This window comes from Bradyrhizobium iriomotense, assembly GCF_018129405.1.
GTDB lineage: Bacteria > Pseudomonadota > Alphaproteobacteria > Rhizobiales > Xanthobacteraceae > Bradyrhizobium > Bradyrhizobium iriomotense_B.
The window spans coordinates 98,773-117,161 of record NZ_JAFCLP010000019.1; the positions used below are offsets into that span (position 1 = coordinate 98,773).

Consider the following 18,389-nt stretch of genomic DNA (forward strand, 5'->3'; position numbering starts at 1 on the left):
GCGATGGACCGCTCAAACCTCTACCGCCGTTTTCGCACCCTCCTGATCGCCAACCGCGGCGAGATTGCGTGCCGCGTCATCCGCACTGCGCGTGCGATGGGCCTGCGCACGATCGCGGTCTATTCCGAGGCCGATCGTGGCGCCATGCATGTCGCGCTCGCGGATGAAGCCGTGCTGCTCGGGCCGGCACGCGCCCGCGACAGCTATCTCAATGTCGAGCGGTTGATCGAGGCCGCGCGCAAGACCGGCGCCGAAGCCGTGCATCCCGGCTACGGCTTCCTGTCCGAGAATGCCGAGTTTGCGCGAGCCTGCTTCGACGCCGGGCTGGTGTTCGTCGGCCCGACCGCGGGAATGATGACGGCGATGGGCTCGAAATCCGGCTCAAAAGAGCTGATGGAGAAAGCCGGCGTGCCGCTGGTGCCCGGCTATCACGGCGATGCGCAGGACGATGCGACGCTGGCGAAGGCGGCCGAGAAGGTTGGTTTCCCCGTCCTCGTGAAGGCCTCCGCCGGTGGCGGCGGCCGCGGCATGCGCATCGTGCGCTCCGCGGCCGAGCTCGGGCCTGCGATCGTCAGCGCCAAGCGCGAAGCCCTGGCCGCGTTCGGCGACGACCGCATGCTGATCGAAAAGTACGTCGACAATCCCCGGCATATCGAGGTGCAGGTGATCGGCGACAGCCACGGCAATCTGGTCTCGCTGTTCGAGCGCGAATGCACGCTGCAGCGCCGGCACCAGAAGGTGATCGAGGAGGCGCCGTCGCCGACGCTCAACGCTGCCCAGCGCGAGGCGGTCTGCGCTGCCGCGCGGAAGGCGGCGGGTGCAGTCAACTATGTCGGTGCCGGCACCATCGAATTCGTTTCCGACGGCAAGGACGTGTTCTTCATCGAGATGAACACGCGCCTCCAGGTCGAGCATCCCGTGACCGAGCTGATCACCGGGATCGACCTCGTCGAATGGCAGCTGCGCGTCGCCTTCGGCGAGGCTCTGCCCTTGAAGCAGGACGAGATCCGCCTCAACGGCCATGCGATCGAAGCGCGCGTCTACGCGGAGAACCCGACCAAGAATTTCATGCCGTCGGTCGGAAAGATCTCGACCTGGCGCCTGCCGGCGGAGACCGGGGGCCTCCGCATCGACGCCGGCTATCGCGAGGGCGATACCGTCTCGCCTTACTACGATGCGATGCTGGCAAAGACGATTGCGTGGGCGCCGACGCGGGACGTGGCCATCGACCGGCTCAACCGCGGCCTGGAAGAGTCCGATGTCCGCGGCATCGTCACCAACATTCCGTTCCTGTCTGCCCTGATCACGCACCCGAAGGTGCGCGCGAATGCGATCGACACCGGCTTCATCGAGCGCGAGCTCGCGGTGCTGACGTCGGCGGCCCCGGCGCCCGGAGAGCTCGAGCTCTGCGCCGCCGTGGCCGCAATCGTCAACGAGGAGCGGCAGGCCGCGCAGGCCGAGGCGAGTTCGCCGTGGCAGACCTTCGGCTGGCAGCCGGTCGGCCGCCGCCAGCGCAGCTTTGCCTTCCGCGTCGGCCATGGTCCGGAGCAGAAGATCGCTCTGAACTACGGCAGCGGGCTGTCCACGCTGGTCATCGGCGAGCGCGAGCTGGCGTTCACGATTACGGCGAAGGACGGCGGCTTCGATCTCACGCTCGACGGCGTCAAATCGTCGGTCGCAGCGGTGATCGACGGCCATGAGCTTTACCTGCGCACGCGCAACGGCCGCTTTGACCTGCACTGGGTCGATCCGTTCGGCGGCGAGAGCGAGGAGCATGTCGGCGAAGACAAGATCGCAGCGCCGCTGCCGGGAACCGTCGTCGCCGTGCTGGCCGAGGAGGGTGCCAAGCTGGAGAAGGGCGCGCCGATCCTCACGCTGGAAGTCATGAAGATGGAGCAGACGCTGCGCGCGCCCTTTGCCGGCGTGCTGAAATCCATCAAATGCAAGGTCGGCGACATCGTGCAGGAAGGCGTCGAGCTCGCCGTGGTCGAACCTACGGGAGAGTGACATGAGCGATCCCGTCCGCATCATCGAGATGGGGCCGCGCGACGGCCTCCAGAACGAGAAGACGCCCGTCAGCGTCAAGGCCCGTATTGCCTTCATCGAGGCGCTGGTCGGAGCCGGCCTCGATACGGTCGAGGTCGGCGCCTTCGTCTCGCCCAAGGCGATCCCGCAGATGGCGAGTTCGGACGCCGTGCTGCAAGGTGTCGCCCATGTGAAGAACGCCGAGTTCCACGTGCTGGTGCCGAACGAGAAGGGTTATGACGCTGCGCGCGCCGCCGGCGCGAACGTGGTCTCCGTGTTTGCGGCGGCTTCGGAAGGGTTTTCGCGCGCCAACATCAACTGCACGGTCGCGGAATCCATCGAGCGGTTCAAGCCGGTGCTGGTGCGCGCCAAGGCCGATGGCGTGAAGGTGCGCGGCTATATCTCCTGCGTGCTGGGCTGTCCGTTCGATGGCGAGATCAAGCCGAAGGCGGTGGCCGATCTCGCGAGCACGCTGTGGGACCTCGGCTGCTACGAAATCTCGCTCGGCGACACCATCGGCGTCGGCACACCAAGCAAGGCGAAAGACATGTTGCGCGCGGTCAGCGCCAACATCCCGCCCGCGAAACTCGCGATGCATTTCCACGACACCTATGGCCAGGCGCTCGCCAACCTCTATGCGGGGATGGAGGAGGGCGTCCGCGTCATCGACGCCGCCGCCGGCGGCCTCGGCGGCTGCCCCTACGCGCCGGGCGCAACCGGCAATGTCGCGACCGAGGATGTCGTCTACATGCTCGAAGGCATGGGCGTCAGGACCGGCGTCGACATGGAAAAGCTGCTGGCGGCGACGAATGCGATGAGCGTCGTGCTGGGCAAGCCGCCGGTGAGTCGTGTGGCGTCCGCGCTGAACGCGAAGAAAAAGCGGGCGGCTTCGTAGGGTGGGTTAGACCAGCAGCCGCGCAAAGCGCGGTCGCTGGGCGTAACCCACCTCTTATGTTTCCGCACAAACAGTGGTGGGTTAAGCCTTGCGACTGCGCTTTGCGCAGCCGCAAGGCTAACCCACCCTACGAAACCTTCCTAGGCCGCCTTCAGCCCGACATCCGGCAACAGCGGCCGGTTCTTGAGCGCCTTGACCATCATGGCCTCGACCTCGGCTTTTTCCTGCGGCAGCAGTGCGAGGCGCGGCGGGCGGGTCAGCGCCGTGCCGCGGCCCATGATGTGCTCGCACAGCTTGATGCACTGGACGAGGTCCGGGCGGGCGTCGAGATGCAGGAGCGGCATGAACCATTCGTAGAGTGGCATGGCCTCGGCCAAGCGGCCGGCCTTGGCCAGGCGGAACAGCGTCTCGCCCTCGCGCGGGAAGGCGTTGGACATGCCGGACACCCAGCCCACGGCGCCCATGGCGACGCTCTCGACGATGACGTCGTCGAGGCCTGCGAACAGCACGAAGCGGTCGCCGACCATGTTCCTGGTGTCGATGAAGCGCCGCGTGTCACCCGAGGAGTCCTTGAAGCAGACCACGGTCTCGACGTCGGCGAGCGAGGCGAGGATGTCGGGGGTGACGTCGTTCTTGTAGATCGGCGGATTGTTGTAGAGCATCACGGGAAGATCCGTCGCGCTGGCGACGGCGCGGAAATGCGCGGCGGTCTCGTGCGGCTTGGACGAGTAGACCAGGGCCGGCATCACCATCACGCCGTCGATGCCGACGCGCGCGGCTTCCTTGGCGGTTTCGACCGTGAAGGCCGTGGTGAATTCGGCGATGCCGCACAGCACGGGCACGCGGCCGGCCGCGACCGACTTCGCCGTCTCCATGATCGCGACCTTCTCCTTGCGCTCCAGCGAGGTGTTCTCGCCGACCGAGCCGCAGACGATCAGGCCGGAGACGCCGTCGCGGATCAGTCCGTCCATCACCTTGGCGGTCGCATCGATGTCGAGCGAGAGATCGTCGTGAAATTGGGTGGTGACGGCCGGGAAGACACCTTCCCAGGAAACGCGGCGGCTCATGAGTTCACTCCAAGTGTATTGCCGGCGGGGGGCTGGGGCCGCCGGTTGTGGCGAAAAGGATGGCGGTTGGGATCAGAGCGTGGCGCCGACCTTGCGCAGCTCGGCGAGGACCGGGGCCTTGGGCAGCCAGATCTTGTCGAATTCGGCGATGACAGCCTCGGTGTCGCCGGCGGGCACCTGACGAATCGGGATCGGCGCATTCTTGAAATTCTCGATCAACGCGGGCTCGTTGCCGGCGAGCTCGTCGATCTGCGCATCCAGCGTCGTCTTGATCGTCTTGGTGATCAGCTCGCGGTCGGCCGCGGGGAGCGACTGCCAGACCCGGCCTGAGACGACCGCGGCCATCGGCATGAAGACGGCATTCATCTGCAGGATCACCTTCGAGACCTTGTCGAACCGCTGGTTCCAGGAGAATTCGAGATCGGCCTCGAGGCCATCGACCTGGCCGTTGGCCATCGCGTCGAACACCTGCGGCGTCGGGATCGGCGTCGGCGCAGCACCCAGCGAGGAATAGAAGTCGCGATAGACCGGCGTCGGGTTGATGCGCAGCTTCATGCCCTTGATGTCGGCGAGCGAATTCAGGTCCTTGGACGAGAACACCGCGCGCATGCCGGTGATGCCCCAGCCGAGGCCGATCGTGCCGGTCTCCTGCGGCAACACCTCGAACAGTTTGACTGCCGCCGGATGCCGCACGAATTTCGCCACCGCCGGCGTCGAGCGGACGATGTAGGGCGCATTGATCGCGGCGATGTGCGGCACGCGCGAGCCGAGCTCGGCGGCCTGGATGAAGCCCATGTCGAGCGCGCCGGACTGCAATTGCTGCATCATCGCGGGCTCGTTGCCGAGCTGGCCGGAGTGGAACACGGTCAGGGTCAGGCGGCCGTTGGTTGCGGCCTTGAGCTCGTCGCCGAATTTCAGCGCGGCCTTGTTCCAGGAATGGCCGTTGGGCGTGATCAGGCCGAGCCGGAATTCCTTGGCCTGGGCGAGCGCCAGCGAAGGGGCGAACACCGATGCGGCGGCACTGGCGGCGAGAAAGCGGCGGCGTGAAAGCGGCATGGTCGGGCTTCCTTTTGTACGGGCCTATTTGACGAGGATCAGCGAGAGCGAGGGGTAGAGCGAAAGCAGCACCAGGAGGACGCAGGAGATGACGAAGAACGGCAGCGTCACCATGAACATCTTGCCGGGCTTGGCGCCGGTGACGGCGGCCGCGACGAAGAAGCAGAGCCCGACCGGCGGCGACAGCAGGCCGAGGACCAGATTGATAACCACCACGACGCCGAACTGCCGGGGATCGATGTGATAGACGTCGGTTGCAACAGGCAGCAGGATCGGCACCGTCATGATCAGGCCGGGAATGCCGTCGATCACAGTGCCGATGACCAGCAGGATGACGTTGCAGATCAGCATGAAGCTGACCGGGTCCTTGGCGGCCGACTGGATCCAGCCGGCGGTTTCCTGCGGCACCTTGCCGAAGATCAGGACCCAGGAGAACACGGCGGCTGCCGCGACCAGGAACAGCACGATCGCCGAATAAATGCCACTGCGCAGCATCATCTGCGGCAGCTGGGAGAACTCAAATTCTTTCGTCCAGTATTTGCCGACCAGCGCCGCGGCGACTGCGCCGACGGCGGCGGATTCCGTCGCATTGGCGAGGCCGCTCAAAATCGTGCCGACGATGACGATCGGAATCAGTAGCGTCGGCGAGGTCCGCAGGATCGTCATCAGACGCTGGCGCGGCGTCTGATAATCGGCGCGGGGATAGTTGTACATGTATCCCATCAGCGCGATGACGAGGCAGAACATCACGGTGAGGATGACGCCCGGCACGATGCCGGCGATCAGCATGTCGCTGACGGAGACCTGCGCCAGCACGCTGTAAACCACGAACATCACCGAGGGCGGAATGATCGGGCCGAGCATGCCGCCGTAAGCGGTGAGGCCCGCCGCAAACGTCTTGTCGTAGCCCTTCTTCTCCATCTCCGGCACCATGATCTGGGCCATGATCGCGACCTGCGCGGTCGCCGAGCCCAGGATCGAGGAGATGAACATGTTGGCGAGGATGTTGACGTAGGCGAGCCCGCCCTTGAGCGAGCCGACGAAGGCCATCGCCATGTCGACGATGCGCCGCGTGATGCCGCCACCGTTCATGATCTCGCCGATCAGGATGAACAGCGGAATGGCAATCAGGCCGTAGCTGTCGACGCCGCCGAAGAGCTGGAGCGGATAGGACTGGAACAGTACGGGATTGCCGGACGCTGCGATGTAGACGAGGCCGGCAAGGCACAGGCAGAGCCCGATCGGCACGCCGACCAGCATGAACGCGACGAAGGCGGCGGACGTGATCATCAGTTGACCCCGTCGAGCTCGGAGAGCTGGAAGCCTTTCGGCGGCGTGCGCGGCACCAGCTCGAGATCTTCCAGCAAATTGGCGAGGCCGTGGATGGTCATCGACACGGCGAAGATCGGCAGCGTCAGATAGAGCACCCAGGTCGGCCAGTTCAGCGTCTGGGTGTGCTCGGTATAGAGAAAGTTGAAGGTCTCGGCCGCGAGCTTGCGCCCGTCGAAGCCGGCACGTGCGAGGCCGACCGGGTCCATCCAGAGCACGCAGGTGATGGTCAGGGCGATTCCGAACACGACGACGAGGCCGGTCGAGATCACCTTGGCGATCTTCTGGTGCTGCGGCGAAAGCCGCTCCGTCAGCATGGTGACCGCGAAGTCGAGCCGCAGCCGGGTCATGGCGGAGGCGCCGATGAAGGTCAGCCAGACCACGCAATAGACCGCGGATTCATCGATCCAATAGATCGGGAAGCGCGAGTAGCGGGTGATGACGTTCACCAGGATCAGTCCGGTGAGCAGGTACATCAGGCCCATCAGCGCCAGACGCTCGAAGGCGAGCAGGGCGCTCGACATCCGCACGACCGTACGTCGGAGGCTGAGCGCGCGCGTGGCCGGCATCGTCTGCTCGATCATGAAAGAGGCCCCAACCCCCGAAGATTTGTCGTGCGATTGCCAAATGTATAATTTATACATTTTGGGAGTCAAACGGAGATTGCGGTCAATTCGGCGGCAGGACGCGCTTTTGCTGGGCATCGGCTTTTGCGGAGCACGTCAACATGCAAGAGAGGAACCGCTTCGCTCCGACGAGTCGGAAGCAAGACGGAAGGTCAGATGAAACAGCCTCTGAAGCATCGCACCCTGTCGGCTGCGATCGTCGATCAGCTCCGTCAGGCGATCCTCGACGGCACATATCCGGCCGGATCGCAGCTGCGCCAGGACGCGCTTGGAGATGCCTATGGCGTCAGCCGCATCCCGGTGCGCGAGGCGCTGTTCCAGCTCGAGGCCGAAGGGCTGGTGCGGATCGTGCCGCAGAAGGGCGCCATCGTCTCCGAACTGTCACTGGATGAGATCAACGACGTGTTCGACCTGCGGCGCATCCTGGAGCCGCGATTGCTGGCGCAGTCGGCGCCGTGCTTCACCGCGGAGGATTTCGAGGGACTCGACGACATCCACAAGAGTTTTGAGAAGGCGATCAAGGCACGGAACGTCAGCGACTGGGGCCAGCTCAACGCCGACTTCCACATGGCGCTCTACGTCCACGCCCCGCAGCCGCGCACCCGCGCGATCGTGCTGTCGCTGCTCCAGACCAGCGACCGCTACACCCGCCTGCAGCTCTCCAACACCAAGGCGATGGGCATCGCGGAGAAGGAGCACGCCCAGCTGATCGCGCTGTGCCGCGCGCAAAAGGTGGAGGAGGCCTGCCGGTTCCTGGAGCGGCACATCGAGGCCGTGCGCAAGGATCTGTTGCAGGTCGTGGCCAACGCGCCGAAGCAGCGGCGGAAGGAGAATCCGTAGGGTGGGTTAGCCTTGCAGATGTGCGTAGCGCATCTGCAAGGCGTAACCCACCACTGTTCGTCACCGCGGATGCAGAAGAGGTGGGTTACGCCGCGCGGATCACGCTTCGCGCATCCGCGCGGCTAACCCACCCTACGGCAGCGTCACCTACTCCCGTCCGGCCCCATCACGAGATCGGGCAGCCAGGTTGAAATCCCCGGCACGAAGCACAGCAGCAGCACCGCGAGCATCATCAGCAGCACGAAGGGCAGCGTGCCCCAGATCACCTCGCGCAGGGGAATATCCGGTGCGACGTTGCGGATCACGAAGATGTTGAGGCCGACCGGCGGATGGATCAGCCCCATCTCCATCACGATGGTCATGACCACGCCGAACCAGATGATATCGAAATTGGCGGCGCGCAAGGGCGGCAGGATGATCGGCGCGGTCATCAGGATGATCGAGACCGGCGGCAGGAAGAAGCCGAGCACGACGACCATGACGAGGATCGCAAACAGCAGCTCCCAGCGCGGCAGATGCATCGCGACGATGGACTCGGCGACCGATTGCGAGATGTGCAGATAGCTCATCACGTAGGAATAGAGCAGCGACATGCCGATGATCATCATCAGCATGGTCGATTCCCGGATCGTCGATTTCATGATGGGTGCAAGGTCGCTCGGCCGCCACACGCTGTAGATCGCCGCGATCAGCGCCAGCGCCAGCAGGCCTCCGAGGCCGGCCGTTTCCGACGGCGTGGCGTAGCCGCCATAGAGCGCAATCATGACGCCGGTGAGCAGCAGCACAAAGGGGATCACGCGCGGCAGCACGCTGAAGCGTTCGGCGAGCGTATACTCGTCGCGGGCCAGGATCGCAGCCTCGGGGCCACCGTTCTTGTAGATCGCTTCAGCCGTCTTGTATTCCTGGCGGAAGCGGATCACGGCATAGGCGCCGAACAGCGTGACCAGCAAGAGGCCCGGTCCGATGCCGGCGAGGAAGAGCCGTCCGAGCGACTTTTCGGCCGCGACCGCGAACAGGATCATGGTGATCGACGGCGGCAGCAAAATGCCGAGCGTGCCGCCGGCGGCGATGATGCCGGCAGCGAACCCGCCGGAATAGCCGCGCTTGCGCATCTCGGGAATGCCGGCCGAGCCGATCGCCGAGCAGGTCGCCGGGCTCGAGCCCGCCATCGCCGCGAACAGTGCGCAGGCAAACACGTTGGCAACGCCGAGGCCGCCGGGAACGCGATGCAGCCAGGCATGCAGCGCCAGATAGAGGTCCTGGCCGGCCCGCGACTTGCCGATCGCCGCGCCCTTGAGGATGAAGAGCGGGATCGACAGCAGCGTGATCGAGGCCATTTCCTCGTAGACGTTCTGCGTCACCGTATCGAGGGACGCCGTGGGCATGTAGATGCCCATGAACACGACCGCGACCGCGCCGAGCGCGAACGCAATCGGCATGCCCGAGAACATGATGACCAGCGTCGCAATGCCGTAGGCTAGGCCGATCCCGAAAACGCTCATGGCCGCCGGCCTCCGGCAAAGGGCAGCGCGAGCTGCACGAGGATCTGGATGCAGAGCAGGCTCATGCCGAACGCCATCAGCGAATAGGGAATGGCAAGCGGCGGCGACCACATCGAATTCGAGACCTGGCCGTCGACATAGGCCTCGTGGGCCAGCGTCCAGGACTTCCAGGTGAAGAAGGCGCAGAACAGGAACGTCGCGGCGTCGACCAGCCAGAGCCGGATCCTGTTGGCGAGCGGCGAGAGCAGGCCGACAAAGGCCTCGATGCCGATGTGACCGCGGTTCTGCTGCACATAGGCGGCGGTCATGAAGGTGGCGCCGACCAGCAGAAACACGGCGGCCTCGTCCTGCCAGTAATTGGCGGCCTTGAACAGCGCACGGCTGAGCACGCTGTAGCTCAGGATGGCGCAGGCTGCGACCAGCGCGATCGCGGCAAACACGACGATGATGCTGTTGAGGATGGCGAGACCGCGATCGATCGCCGCCGCAGGGCCCGACCCTGCGGCAGCGCTCGTCTGGTCGTCACGATCCGGAAGCGGACCGTGGCTCATGCCGCAACGTCGGTGGCGAGCTTGAGCAGGTTGGCCGAGGTCGCGGTCTTGGCGCCGTAATCCTTCCAGGCGGTGTCACGGGCGATGTCGCGCCACTTGCCGACGGTCGCGGCATCGAGCACCGAGACCTTGGCGCCGGCCTTCTCGTAGACCTTGGCGACCTCGACGTCGTCGTCCTGCGCGCCCTTGCGGCCGAAGGCTTCGAGCTCCTGACCCACGGTGAGCAGCACGTCCTGCTGGTTCTTCGGCAGCTTGTCGAAGATCGCCTTCGACATCATCAAGGGCTCGAGCATGAACCAGTAGGAGGCCCCTGCGCCCGAGGTCAGCGACTTCGCGACCTCTTCGAGGCGGAACGAGATCAGGCTGGTGGAGGAGGTGATGCCGGCATCGCACGCGCCGGTCTGCATCGCCGCGTAGATCTCGTTCGACGGCACCGACAGCACCGAGGCGCCGGCGGTCTGGAGCACCATGTCCATCTCGCGCGAGCCGCCGCGCACCTTCATGCCCTTGGCATCTTCAGGGGCGACGATCGGCTTGGAGCGGCTGGCGACGCCGCCGGCCTGCCAGACCCAGGTGAGCAGGATGATGCCCTTGTCGGCAAGAAAATCGGTCAGCGCCTTGCCGACCGGCTCCTTCTTCCAACGCAGGCCCTGGTCGTAGGTGGTCACGAGGCCCGGCATCAGGCCGATATTGGTCTCGGGCAGCTCGCCGCCGGCATAGGGCATCGGATAGAGCGAGATGTCGAGCGCGCCCTTGCGCATCGCGGAGAACTGCGCGTTGGTCTTGATCAGCGAGGAGTTCGGATAGATCTCGGCGGCGATGTCGCCATTGCTGCGCTTACTGACTTCAGCGGCGAACATGCGGCAGAGACGGTCGCGGAAATCGCCCTTGTCGATGGTGCCGCCCGGGAATTGATGCGAGATCTTCAGCGTGGTGGCGGCATGCGCGGTTCCGGTCCCGAAGCGCAAGATAGCGGGTGCTGCGACGGCGGTCGCGATCAGATGGCGGCGCGTAATCATGGTGTCATCCCCTTGGACTGTTCTTGTTGGTGTGATTTGGGTCGGGTCTTGTCAGACCGGCGTTCAGGCCCATCCTAGCCGGTCTTTCACCCGATATTCTCTCATCTGATAGTTCGAGACCGAATGCCGCGGCAAGTGCCGGTCGTGCTGCGCTGCACACTTGCCGTTCTGCTGCTCCGGATGGAGGTCGGATAGCGCGGGTGTGATTGCGGCGAATGCGCGGTGGTCTGGAGAAATTTATCGGCGAGGCCGTAACAAGTCAGGCCGTCGATCCGACGAGATCAAATAGCGGCGTCCGTCGCTGACAACACCATCTCGAAGGGAAGATGATCCATGACCATTCGTACCCGTATCGCGCTCGGCGTCTCGGCTGCCGTTCTCTCGCTTGGCCTCGCGCTGTCGCCGGCCGCCTTTGCCCAGGACAAGATGGGCAAGGACGACGGCATGATGAAGAAGGACACGATGTCCAAGGACGGCATGAAGAAGGATGCCATGTCCAAGGACGACGGCATGAAGAAGGATCACATGTCGAAGGACGGGATGAAGAAAGACGACGGGATGATGAAGAAGAACTGATCGTCTGTCGTCACCGGCGCGCGTGCGAAAGCAGACGCGCGCTCGGAAGAGTCCGGGGGGCGGTCACATGGACCGCCCCGACATGATGTCTCCGTTCAATTTCAATTGAACGTGACTTCCGAACGCTACTTTGTGAACGTTACTTCTGCACGTTACTTGCGCTTGGCCTTGCGGGCGGCGTAGCGGGCGTCGCGCTTGGCTTTCTGCTCGGCCTCGAGCGCAGCTTGCCTGGCGACCGCTTCCTCCGCTTCGCGCGCGATCCGCGCGGCTTCGGCGGCCTTGGCTTCCTCCTCGATGCGCTTCTGCTCGGCCCTTTCCGCCTCGCGCGCGGCCTTTGCCTCGGCGCGCTTGGCCGCAAGAGCCTCGCGTTCGGCGCGGCGCGCCGCCACCGCCGGATCGTCGTGGCCCGGCTGCGACTTGAATTTGTTCAAAAGATTTTTGCGTGCGTCCTGCGCCGCCTTTTGCCGGTCTGCGAAGCCGGGTTCCCTGAATCCACTCATCGACGAGCCTTGTCTTCCTCGCTTTCAATCCTACATCAGTGCCTGTTGGTACGTCGGCTGGGCATAGCAGGCGCAACGCGACGCAGAAGCGTGTACATCGACGCGCGTCGCGAAGCCACCCATAATCGCAGCCGATCAGGTAGACGAAAAATCGCTCCCCCGACGATCTCTCGTAGCCCCGAAAAACTGCCGAATTGTGATGTCCCTCATAGTGGGCGCCCTGACGCAACGCCTAGCGTCCGCCCCAATTCGAGACGGAGCACGGGCATGACCATCTTCCGGCTGAGCCTCAAGGCGCTCGCGCTCATCCTCGTGGTGGCGGCGCTGGCGGGTGCCGCACTGCTGTTTGCCCGTCCACAACCGATCGAGAACACCGTCCTGGGCGCCGACTGGGAGTGCAGCCAGACCGCCTTCGTGCTCACGACCTGCGCACCGCGGGCCCGCGAGGCGATCCCGGCTGTCGAAACCTCGCGCAAGGATGCGATCCGCCAGACCCGGGGCTGAGCCGGAAGGGTCGGCCGGGATGTGACGCCACGCCGCAGAGGTGATAAAGCCGACTGACCCGTGCGATCAGGTTGTCATGTCGAGCCCTGCGTCCAAGCCCGAACCGGGCGAGAAGCCCAAATCCCCGCCAAGACCTCAACCCGGCGATAACCGCCGCGGCGCCATCGCCGGCCTGATCATCGCGCTTCTGATCCTTGGAATCGGCTGGTGGCTCGCCCGCGATCTCACCTCGGCCAGCAAGATGCAGGACTGCCTGATGTCGGGACGGAGCAATTGCAACGTCATCGAACCGGCTCGCTAGCGGCGCTCGGCTCTGCCCCTTGCAGCCCCGTCGGGCCGAAAAATTGCCGTGATCTTAATCATTTGTAACGGGACTTGGCCGATCACTTGGCCGATCAAGCAGGTCAGTCATGTCAGCCGGCATCACCCCGGCGCGAGGCGAATCGTCTATCGCGCAAGGGACCACGGCAAGCGAGAGAGTAGGGGGGCAAGCACGCATGAGTGCGTCCAGCCGCAAGAAGATCATCATTCCCTTGGTTTCGGCCATGTCATTGCTCGCGCTTTCGGCGCAGGCTCAGGAAGCCAGGCCGCCCAGGGACGCCGGCCAGTTGCCGGACCGGCCCGCCGCCGGCGCGCCGCCCCAGACCAATCAGAACATGCGCAAGGGTCCTCCGCCGCAGCAGGCGGCCCGGCCCGCGCCGCAGCTCGGCGGCCAGCCTCATGCTGGCGGCCCCGGTCCCGGCCCGCACAATGCTGGCGGCCCGCCGCCCGGCCGCAACTACGCGCGTGGCCCCGCGCCGGCGCGCGACTGGGGCGGGCATGCCTATCGCGGCAACCTCGCCTGGGACGGCGGGCGCTGGCGCCACGAAGTCCATAACGGCCGCTCGGGCTGGTGGTGGGACGTCGGCGGCGTCTGGTACTATTATCCGCAGCGGATGGCCGGTCCGCCCGCCTACATCTCGGAGGAGTATTACGACGACGTGCCGGTGGCCTATGCCCCTGCGCCGCCTCCGGTCGCCTACGAACCGCCACCTCCGCCGCCGCCGGCGGATCCCGGCGCAAGCGCGCTTGGCGGCGCCATTGTCGGCGGTGTGCTTGGTGGACTGATCTCGGGCAACGCAACGGGGGCCGCTGCAGGTGCGGTTCTCGGCGGCGCCACCGGCGCGATCGCCGGCGCGACGGCAGCCTCGCGCCCCGGCTATTATCTCGCCGAGGGCAATTGCTACTACCGCTATCCGAACGGACAGTATGTGCAGGCCGATCCGCGCGCGTGCTACTGAAGCTTCTGCGCAGGATGTGAAACCGAAGAGGCGGGCGAAAGGCCCGCCTTTTTTGTTGGCCGGTCGATCCGGTTGCGCGCGGATGAGGGCTGATCGCCTCGCGCGTCAGGCTACCAGCCAGTTGAAGAATGCCATCGCGCCCCAGACGAGGCCTGCGATCCAGGCCAGCGTCACCAGACCAATCGTCGCAAGACACACGATGCCGAACAGGTCGGACTTCTGGCGCTGTGTCGGGACCCTGGCTTCGGCGGTTGCTTCCTGTGTCATGACGGGACCTCCCACGCCGTCTCGCGCTCCCAAGGGAAGCGCTGAGGTACTGTTTAGCGCGGGAGGCCGTGCGCAGGCTGTGACGCAATTCACAGATCGCCCGGAATGAAGCCGGACACCTGCCACGAGGACGCGTCTGAAACCGCGAGTGCAATTTCCCTGGTGCCACAATCGAAGCGTGTCAGAATGGCCTATGACATCCGCAATCATACGGACGAAATTGCCACGCACTTGTCCAGATCGGGCGGCTACAATCGGCTTCATGTGCAACAAGTACGACCCGCAGCACGAAGCCGAGGCCGCAATGAAGCGCGCCGCGGCGGCCGAAGGCGCCGACCGGCAACGCCTGATCGAGCTCGCCATCGCCTGGCATCAGCTTGCCCGCGAGCGGCGCGAAGAGGAGCCGACGGAGTAGCGGGCGCGCAAGCGATCAGCGCCACGGCAATCTCATCTTAACATTTGCGCAGCGCTGATTCTCGCGGTCGCGATTCGTGCTATGCGAACGAAGCGGAGTCGGATCGTGAACAAACAAAAGGCCGCCGAAGGAGCCTGGTGTTGTCACGCGGCTTCGCTGTCCTCCTTGCGCAGTCTCAACGATGCAGACGCATCTTCGTTGCACGGCGTAGCGCGCCGCAGTTTGGACCCCGGAGGCGCGCCGGACGTTGAAGGAGAGTTGCAGCTGACAAAAGTCATATGGAGACCATCAAGGCCTATCTGGAGCGCAAGCGCGACGAGCTCAGGTTGCTCAATGGCTGCCTGAGCAGCCCGCGACATGTGCCGTGTCCGCGCTCGGTGGACGAGGTCATCAGGGCGAAATTCCAGCTGACCGCCGCGCTGCGCGCCGAGCATGCGCTGCAGGACTGGAAGGCGACGGAGACGTCGTGGTCGGCCACGGCGTCTCCGACCAGCGGTCCGTTCACCTTCAGCTACGACTATCAGCGCGCGGATCTGAAGGTGAACGGACCCTCGTTCTATGAACGCGAGCCCGGCTGCAGCAGCGAGACGATCTATACCGCCTCCGGCATGGCCGCGATCTCGGCCCTGTTGTTTGCCGCGACCCGGATCGTCGCCAGCGCTGACATGCTGGTCCTGCCGGGCTCCTACGGCGAGACGCTCGAGCTGATCGAGCGCTTCGTCCCGGATCTGCGGCTCGTCACGTTGAGTTTGCCGCGGTCCGATGCCTTGGCTCCGGCCGGCGCGCCGCGAATTCTTCTGCTGGATTCCTGCGTCTCCGCGGGCGCGTTCGAAGCGGCGCTGCGCCGCGACGGTTCAGCGTTCGATCTCCTGATCTTCGACACGACATGCTTTGCCGGCCGATCCGGCCGCATCCGGCGTGTCCTGCGCTGGGCAAGGCGAAGCGGAATCCCCGTCGTGATGGTACGAAGCCACACCAAGCTCGATTCTCTCGGCGCGGAATACGGCCGGCTCGGCTCTGCGGTGTTCGTCGGCTGGAGCGAGGAGGGCGCCGAACATTCGTTGTCCGAGCGCCTCGCGGCGGAGACGCGCGACGCCGTGCGGCTTCTCGGCGGCGCGGCGCTGCCGGCGCATTTTCCGCCCTTCGTGGGCACGGCGGCCTATTGGACCTCAACAAGGAGGCGCGTCGCAGCCATCCTTCGTAACGGCCGCCATGCGGCCAGGCGCTTTGCGCGTGAGCTCGAAGAGCTCTCGGCCGAGCTCCACTTCACCCACGGCCTCTACGTCACGCTTCGCAGCAGGCGCTGCCTCGATGAGGCCAGCGCGCGGCACGCCGCAGACGCAATGAGCCACGATCTCGGCCGGGACGGCTTCCCGATCCGCCATGCCGGCAGCTTCGGCTTCGACTTCGCCGCGACGGAATGGTTTCACAATGCGACGACGCACGAATACAGCGTCCGGGTCGCGGTGCCGGATCTGCCGACCGAGCTGTGGGATGATCTGGCCGCGGCGATTGCAGGGTGGTGGCGGGCGCACCAGTCGGCGGACGGGGAATGATGCGCAGGCGGCGCACCTTAGAATCAATCGATCGCCAGACACTGCTCCAGGGGCTGCTTCTCCGAGAGCGGCTTCTGGTGATTGCCTCGCGACCACGCCTGAACGGCGAAGGCGAGTTGATGCTGGCTAATGGCCGCGTCCGCGATGGACGCCCGCGCCGTCTCGATACGTTTTGCAATCCCGCCGGAGTTCACATCCACGGTCGCGTCGATTGCCAAAAACGAAATTGCGAGGACGGCCACGGCTGATGCGATGGCCATTCTTGTCCACTCGGATGGTGGCATCGGGGTCCTTCTCGGGCGTACGTCGCCCGGCGCATAGATAGGGCTGATGTGCCCGGTTCAAAGGCCAAGCCACGCGTTCGTGAAGGGCGATGGATTGGCAACCGAGCGTCTTGTGGCTGGCGTTGGGCGAGATAGACCGGGAAGGCAAGTGCGAGCCCACCGGTTTACCGCGGCGCGCTTTTGTCCATTGTCAGCCTTACGGCAATATCGGGCGTTCCGACCGGCCAGCTCAGGACAAGCGCGTGTTCTCGCCGCCGCCGCTCGAAAATCAATCCAGATGGCCGGCGAGTGAAGCCTGGCCAGGGCCAAGGTGGGGTTGTCGAGCTATCGAACAGGAGTTGCAGCCGCATCCCCTGCATTGCCATCACCACGCCGCAGTATGTGCCGGTGCTAGGGTCGCTCAATGGCGCCAGCTCGACGTCCAAGCTGGACTTGTAGCCTTGTCCAACGCCACCCAGAAAATACAGGCCGCCACGATCGTCCCAGCGTCGCCGAAACAGCGCAGCGTTGACCTTTTCGAGATCGATTTTGCATATCTCGGCGATCGGTTTCCCTCCAAGGTCCGAGCCTACCGAGTGAAACATCCCACACGCCACCTTGAGCATCCACAGTTCTAGCATCTCGCCACTGGCGAGGTGAAACTTCGGCTTGCGCGCCAACGTCTGGCGATCAAGATCCGTGTGCACTTCGCGAAGCTGTCGAAAAAACAATGCAGCCTCGGCGTCCAGCGGCGACAGCGCCGCGTTGTGGCGACTGCATAGGATTTTGGCCGTGAGGCTTGCCGCGGACGTTTCCAAGATTTCGTCTTTATCTAGCCATCTCATGCCGCCGACGCGGAGCGTGTCGCCGATCTGATCTAGGACGGCCTTGGATACATAGTGCTCACGCGAAATGTCCTGAGAGCAGTTTCGCATTCCCTGCAGGTAACATCGCGGATGCGCGAAATTCGTAATTGCGCCAGGCGGCGTCAGCGTTGGCACTGGCTTTCGCAGTTGGCCGTCCCAGTCAAGGTGACATCGTTCGGCCGGCTGTCCGTTTCCACAGGGGCAGGGCTTTTTGACGTCCAAGCGCAACTGCTTGAACACGCCCTCCAGCGCGCCAGCGTTCATTTGAGTAGGCCGGCAGCAAAGTTGCCTTCGGCCAGCGTCTGTAGTGCCTTCGGATTCATCCCATTGAAGAACTGCCTCGGATTACGCTTGGCTGCATCGAAGATGCCTTCAATGAGCTCGTCGACGTCCTGTAGGCAGAGCGTCTCGTACTGCTTGACTTCCGGGAGCGCCGCTAACCGTTCGCTAATTTGAGCCGCTATCTCCGGCGGAAGAAGATGTGCAGGCGGTGTCCGGCGTGGGAAGCCATCTGGAATCGTGGTGCGATGAGTCGTGTGCACAACCTCCATGCCGTTCTTCAGCACGTCGTCCGGATAACGCAAGCTCCAGTGGGAGTGGAGCGTGGCGATCACCGGATCGAACGAGCCGAGCGCGCCATCCGCTATCTCGGCCTTAAAAGTCGTCCACAGGTCAGGCAGCTTATGCAGCTGGTTGCGAAGGTCCTTTAGAGTTTTGTTTCTCGCAAGGGCACCCTTTAGTGCGAATTCGACAGCATGATGTAGCAAGTTTGCCGCGACCGGGTGCAAACCGGCCATGAAGGCGAAGCGGCCGACGACGTAGTATTGGCAGCTGCGTTCCCAGAAATGAGTTTCCCGCTGTATCGTTTGCTGCTGCATCTCGTCGAGCCTCTGACGAAATCGCACCGCGCATGTCGCGTTCGTGTTGCGTGGAACGATTTTTTTGGTGGCGTTTGTAAGTCGTTGATTTCGCTTGTGGTGGTTGAGACCGCTCGCAGCACGAATATCGTGACTAAAACAAAGGCGAAATCGATCTAAGCTATTATCAATACAGCGGATTTTCTGGCGATCCCGGCAGGACTCGAACCTGCAACCCGCGGAGTAGAAATCCGCTACTCTATCCAGTTGAGCTACGGGACCGTCTGGAGCCGCCCATTTGGGGCGGCTGGCCGTTCATCTAGCATGCCAATATGAAAAATTGGGTCTTTCGCCAAGTCTGAACCGAACCGTTTTCCTCAATGGCGCGACAAAGC

At 64.3% G+C, this 18,389-nt stretch carries 21 protein-coding genes and 1 tRNA gene; 9 read left to right on the forward strand and 13 right to left on the reverse strand.

Going from position 1 to position 18,389, the window contains the following annotated elements; all coding sequences use genetic code 11:
• Positions 1-3 precede the first annotated feature (3 nt).
• Positions 4-2,007: an acetyl/propionyl/methylcrotonyl-CoA carboxylase subunit alpha gene (locus tag JQ592_RS29890; RefSeq protein WP_211406354.1), complete on the forward strand. Its 2,004-nt coding sequence runs from the start codon at positions 4-6 to the stop codon at positions 2,005-2,007.
• 1 nt (position 2,008) lies between these two features.
• Complete coding sequence (locus JQ592_RS29895) at positions 2,009-2,920, forward strand: hydroxymethylglutaryl-CoA lyase (RefSeq protein WP_211406355.1); 912 nt, start codon at positions 2,009-2,011, stop codon at positions 2,918-2,920.
• 140 nt (positions 2,921-3,060) lie between these two features.
• Here the strand turns inward: JQ592_RS29895 and JQ592_RS29900 are convergent, their stop codons facing one another.
• From JQ592_RS29900 to JQ592_RS29915, 4 genes are all read right to left on the reverse strand, one after another.
• Positions 3,061-3,987, reverse strand: coding sequence for a dihydrodipicolinate synthase family protein (locus JQ592_RS29900; protein ID WP_211406356.1), 927 nt, complete (start codon positions 3,985-3,987; stop codon positions 3,061-3,063).
• Positions 3,988-4,059: 72 nt separating this feature from the next.
• Entirely contained in the window at positions 4,060-5,043 is a 984-nt protein-coding gene (locus tag JQ592_RS29905; protein ID WP_211406357.1) for a TRAP transporter substrate-binding protein, read from the reverse strand.
• Positions 5,044-5,067: 24 nt separating this feature from the next.
• Positions 5,068-6,333 (reverse strand): TRAP transporter large permease, encoded by a 1,266-nt coding sequence (locus JQ592_RS29910; protein WP_211406358.1) that lies wholly within the window; start codon positions 6,331-6,333, stop codon positions 5,068-5,070.
• The gene (locus JQ592_RS29915) at positions 6,333-6,956 is read right to left on the reverse strand and encodes a TRAP transporter small permease (protein ID WP_433996442.1); all 624 of its coding nucleotides are present in this window, start codon (positions 6,954-6,956) and stop codon (positions 6,333-6,335) included. The genes JQ592_RS29910 and JQ592_RS29915 overlap by 1 nt, the downstream gene beginning before the upstream one ends.
• 198 nt (positions 6,957-7,154) lie before the next feature.
• On the opposite strand from JQ592_RS29915, the gene JQ592_RS29920 reads away from it, so the two are divergent.
• The gene (locus JQ592_RS29920) at positions 7,155-7,838 is read left to right on the forward strand and encodes a GntR family transcriptional regulator (protein WP_211406359.1); all 684 of its coding nucleotides are present in this window, start codon (positions 7,155-7,157) and stop codon (positions 7,836-7,838) included.
• Positions 7,839-7,981: 143 nt separating this feature from the next.
• Here JQ592_RS29920 and JQ592_RS29925 read toward each other — a convergent pair whose 3' ends face one another.
• The 3 genes from JQ592_RS29925 to dctP are packed head-to-tail and all read right to left on the reverse strand — an operon-like array spanning position 7,982 to position 10,910.
• Positions 7,982-9,340 (reverse strand): TRAP transporter large permease, encoded by a 1,359-nt coding sequence (locus JQ592_RS29925; RefSeq protein ID WP_211406360.1) that lies wholly within the window; start codon positions 9,338-9,340, stop codon positions 7,982-7,984.
• On the reverse strand, positions 9,337-9,891 hold the full coding sequence (locus tag JQ592_RS29930) for a TRAP transporter small permease (protein ID WP_211406361.1): 555 nt from the start codon (positions 9,889-9,891) through the stop codon (positions 9,337-9,339). The genes JQ592_RS29925 and JQ592_RS29930 overlap by 4 nt, the downstream gene beginning before the upstream one ends.
• The gene (dctP, locus tag JQ592_RS29935) at positions 9,888-10,910 is read right to left on the reverse strand and encodes a TRAP transporter substrate-binding protein (RefSeq protein ID WP_211406362.1); all 1,023 of its coding nucleotides are present in this window, start codon (positions 10,908-10,910) and stop codon (positions 9,888-9,890) included. Before dctP ends, JQ592_RS29930 begins: the two co-directional genes overlap by 4 nt.
• A gap of 333 nt (positions 10,911-11,243) precedes the next feature.
• Here dctP and JQ592_RS29940 point away from each other — a divergent pair, with 333 nt between their 5' ends.
• A complete protein-coding gene (locus tag JQ592_RS29940; protein WP_130367076.1) occupies positions 11,244-11,486 on the forward strand; it encodes a pentapeptide MXKDX repeat protein in 243 nt (80 codons plus the stop codon).
• A gap of 152 nt (positions 11,487-11,638) precedes the next feature.
• Here JQ592_RS29940 and JQ592_RS29945 read toward each other — a convergent pair whose 3' ends face one another.
• Positions 11,639-11,986, reverse strand: coding sequence for a DUF6481 family protein (locus JQ592_RS29945; protein ID WP_211406363.1), 348 nt, complete (start codon positions 11,984-11,986; stop codon positions 11,639-11,641).
• Between the two features lie 267 nt (positions 11,987-12,253).
• Between JQ592_RS29945 and JQ592_RS29950 the strand changes: the two genes are divergently transcribed.
• From JQ592_RS29950 to JQ592_RS29960, 3 genes are all read left to right on the forward strand, one after another.
• The gene (locus tag JQ592_RS29950; RefSeq protein WP_211406364.1) at positions 12,254-12,490 is read left to right on the forward strand and encodes a hypothetical protein; all 237 of its coding nucleotides are present in this window, start codon (positions 12,254-12,256) and stop codon (positions 12,488-12,490) included.
• Positions 12,491-12,566: 76 nt separating this feature from the next.
• Positions 12,567-12,791: a hypothetical protein gene (locus JQ592_RS29955; RefSeq protein ID WP_211406365.1), complete on the forward strand. Its 225-nt coding sequence runs from the start codon at positions 12,567-12,569 to the stop codon at positions 12,789-12,791.
• A 196-nt stretch (positions 12,792-12,987) separates the two neighbouring features.
• A complete protein-coding gene (locus tag JQ592_RS29960) occupies positions 12,988-13,770 on the forward strand; it encodes a hypothetical protein (protein WP_211406366.1) in 783 nt (260 codons plus the stop codon).
• A 105-nt stretch (positions 13,771-13,875) separates the two neighbouring features.
• On the opposite strand, the gene JQ592_RS29965 is transcribed toward JQ592_RS29960, so the two are convergent.
• The gene (locus JQ592_RS29965; RefSeq protein WP_211406367.1) at positions 13,876-14,037 is read right to left on the reverse strand and encodes a hypothetical protein; all 162 of its coding nucleotides are present in this window, start codon (positions 14,035-14,037) and stop codon (positions 13,876-13,878) included.
• A gap of 262 nt (positions 14,038-14,299) precedes the next feature.
• On the opposite strand from JQ592_RS29965, the gene JQ592_RS29970 reads away from it, so the two are divergent.
• Together JQ592_RS29970 and JQ592_RS29975 are read left to right on the forward strand one after the other, a co-directional pair.
• Positions 14,300-14,452: a hypothetical protein gene (locus JQ592_RS29970; protein ID WP_211406368.1), complete on the forward strand. Its 153-nt coding sequence runs from the start codon at positions 14,300-14,302 to the stop codon at positions 14,450-14,452.
• A 278-nt stretch (positions 14,453-14,730) separates the two neighbouring features.
• A complete protein-coding gene (locus tag JQ592_RS29975) occupies positions 14,731-16,008 on the forward strand; it encodes a hypothetical protein (protein ID WP_211406369.1) in 1,278 nt (425 codons plus the stop codon).
• Between the two features lie 23 nt (positions 16,009-16,031).
• Here JQ592_RS29975 and JQ592_RS29980 read toward each other — a convergent pair whose 3' ends face one another.
• From JQ592_RS29980 to JQ592_RS29995, 4 genes are all read right to left on the reverse strand, one after another.
• Positions 16,032-16,268, reverse strand: a complete 237-nt coding sequence (locus JQ592_RS29980; protein ID WP_246820756.1) for a hypothetical protein — start codon at positions 16,266-16,268, stop codon at positions 16,032-16,034.
• Positions 16,269-16,456: 188 nt separating this feature from the next.
• Positions 16,457-17,401: a hypothetical protein gene (locus JQ592_RS29985; RefSeq protein WP_211406371.1), complete on the reverse strand. Its 945-nt coding sequence runs from the start codon at positions 17,399-17,401 to the stop codon at positions 16,457-16,459.
• Positions 17,398-18,015: a hypothetical protein gene (locus JQ592_RS29990; protein WP_211406372.1), complete on the reverse strand. Its 618-nt coding sequence runs from the start codon at positions 18,013-18,015 to the stop codon at positions 17,398-17,400. Before JQ592_RS29990 ends, JQ592_RS29985 begins: the two co-directional genes overlap by 4 nt.
• A 184-nt stretch (positions 18,016-18,199) precedes the next feature.
• Positions 18,200-18,276, reverse strand: a tRNA-Arg gene (locus tag JQ592_RS29995).
• Between the last annotated feature and the right edge of the window lie 113 nt (positions 18,277-18,389).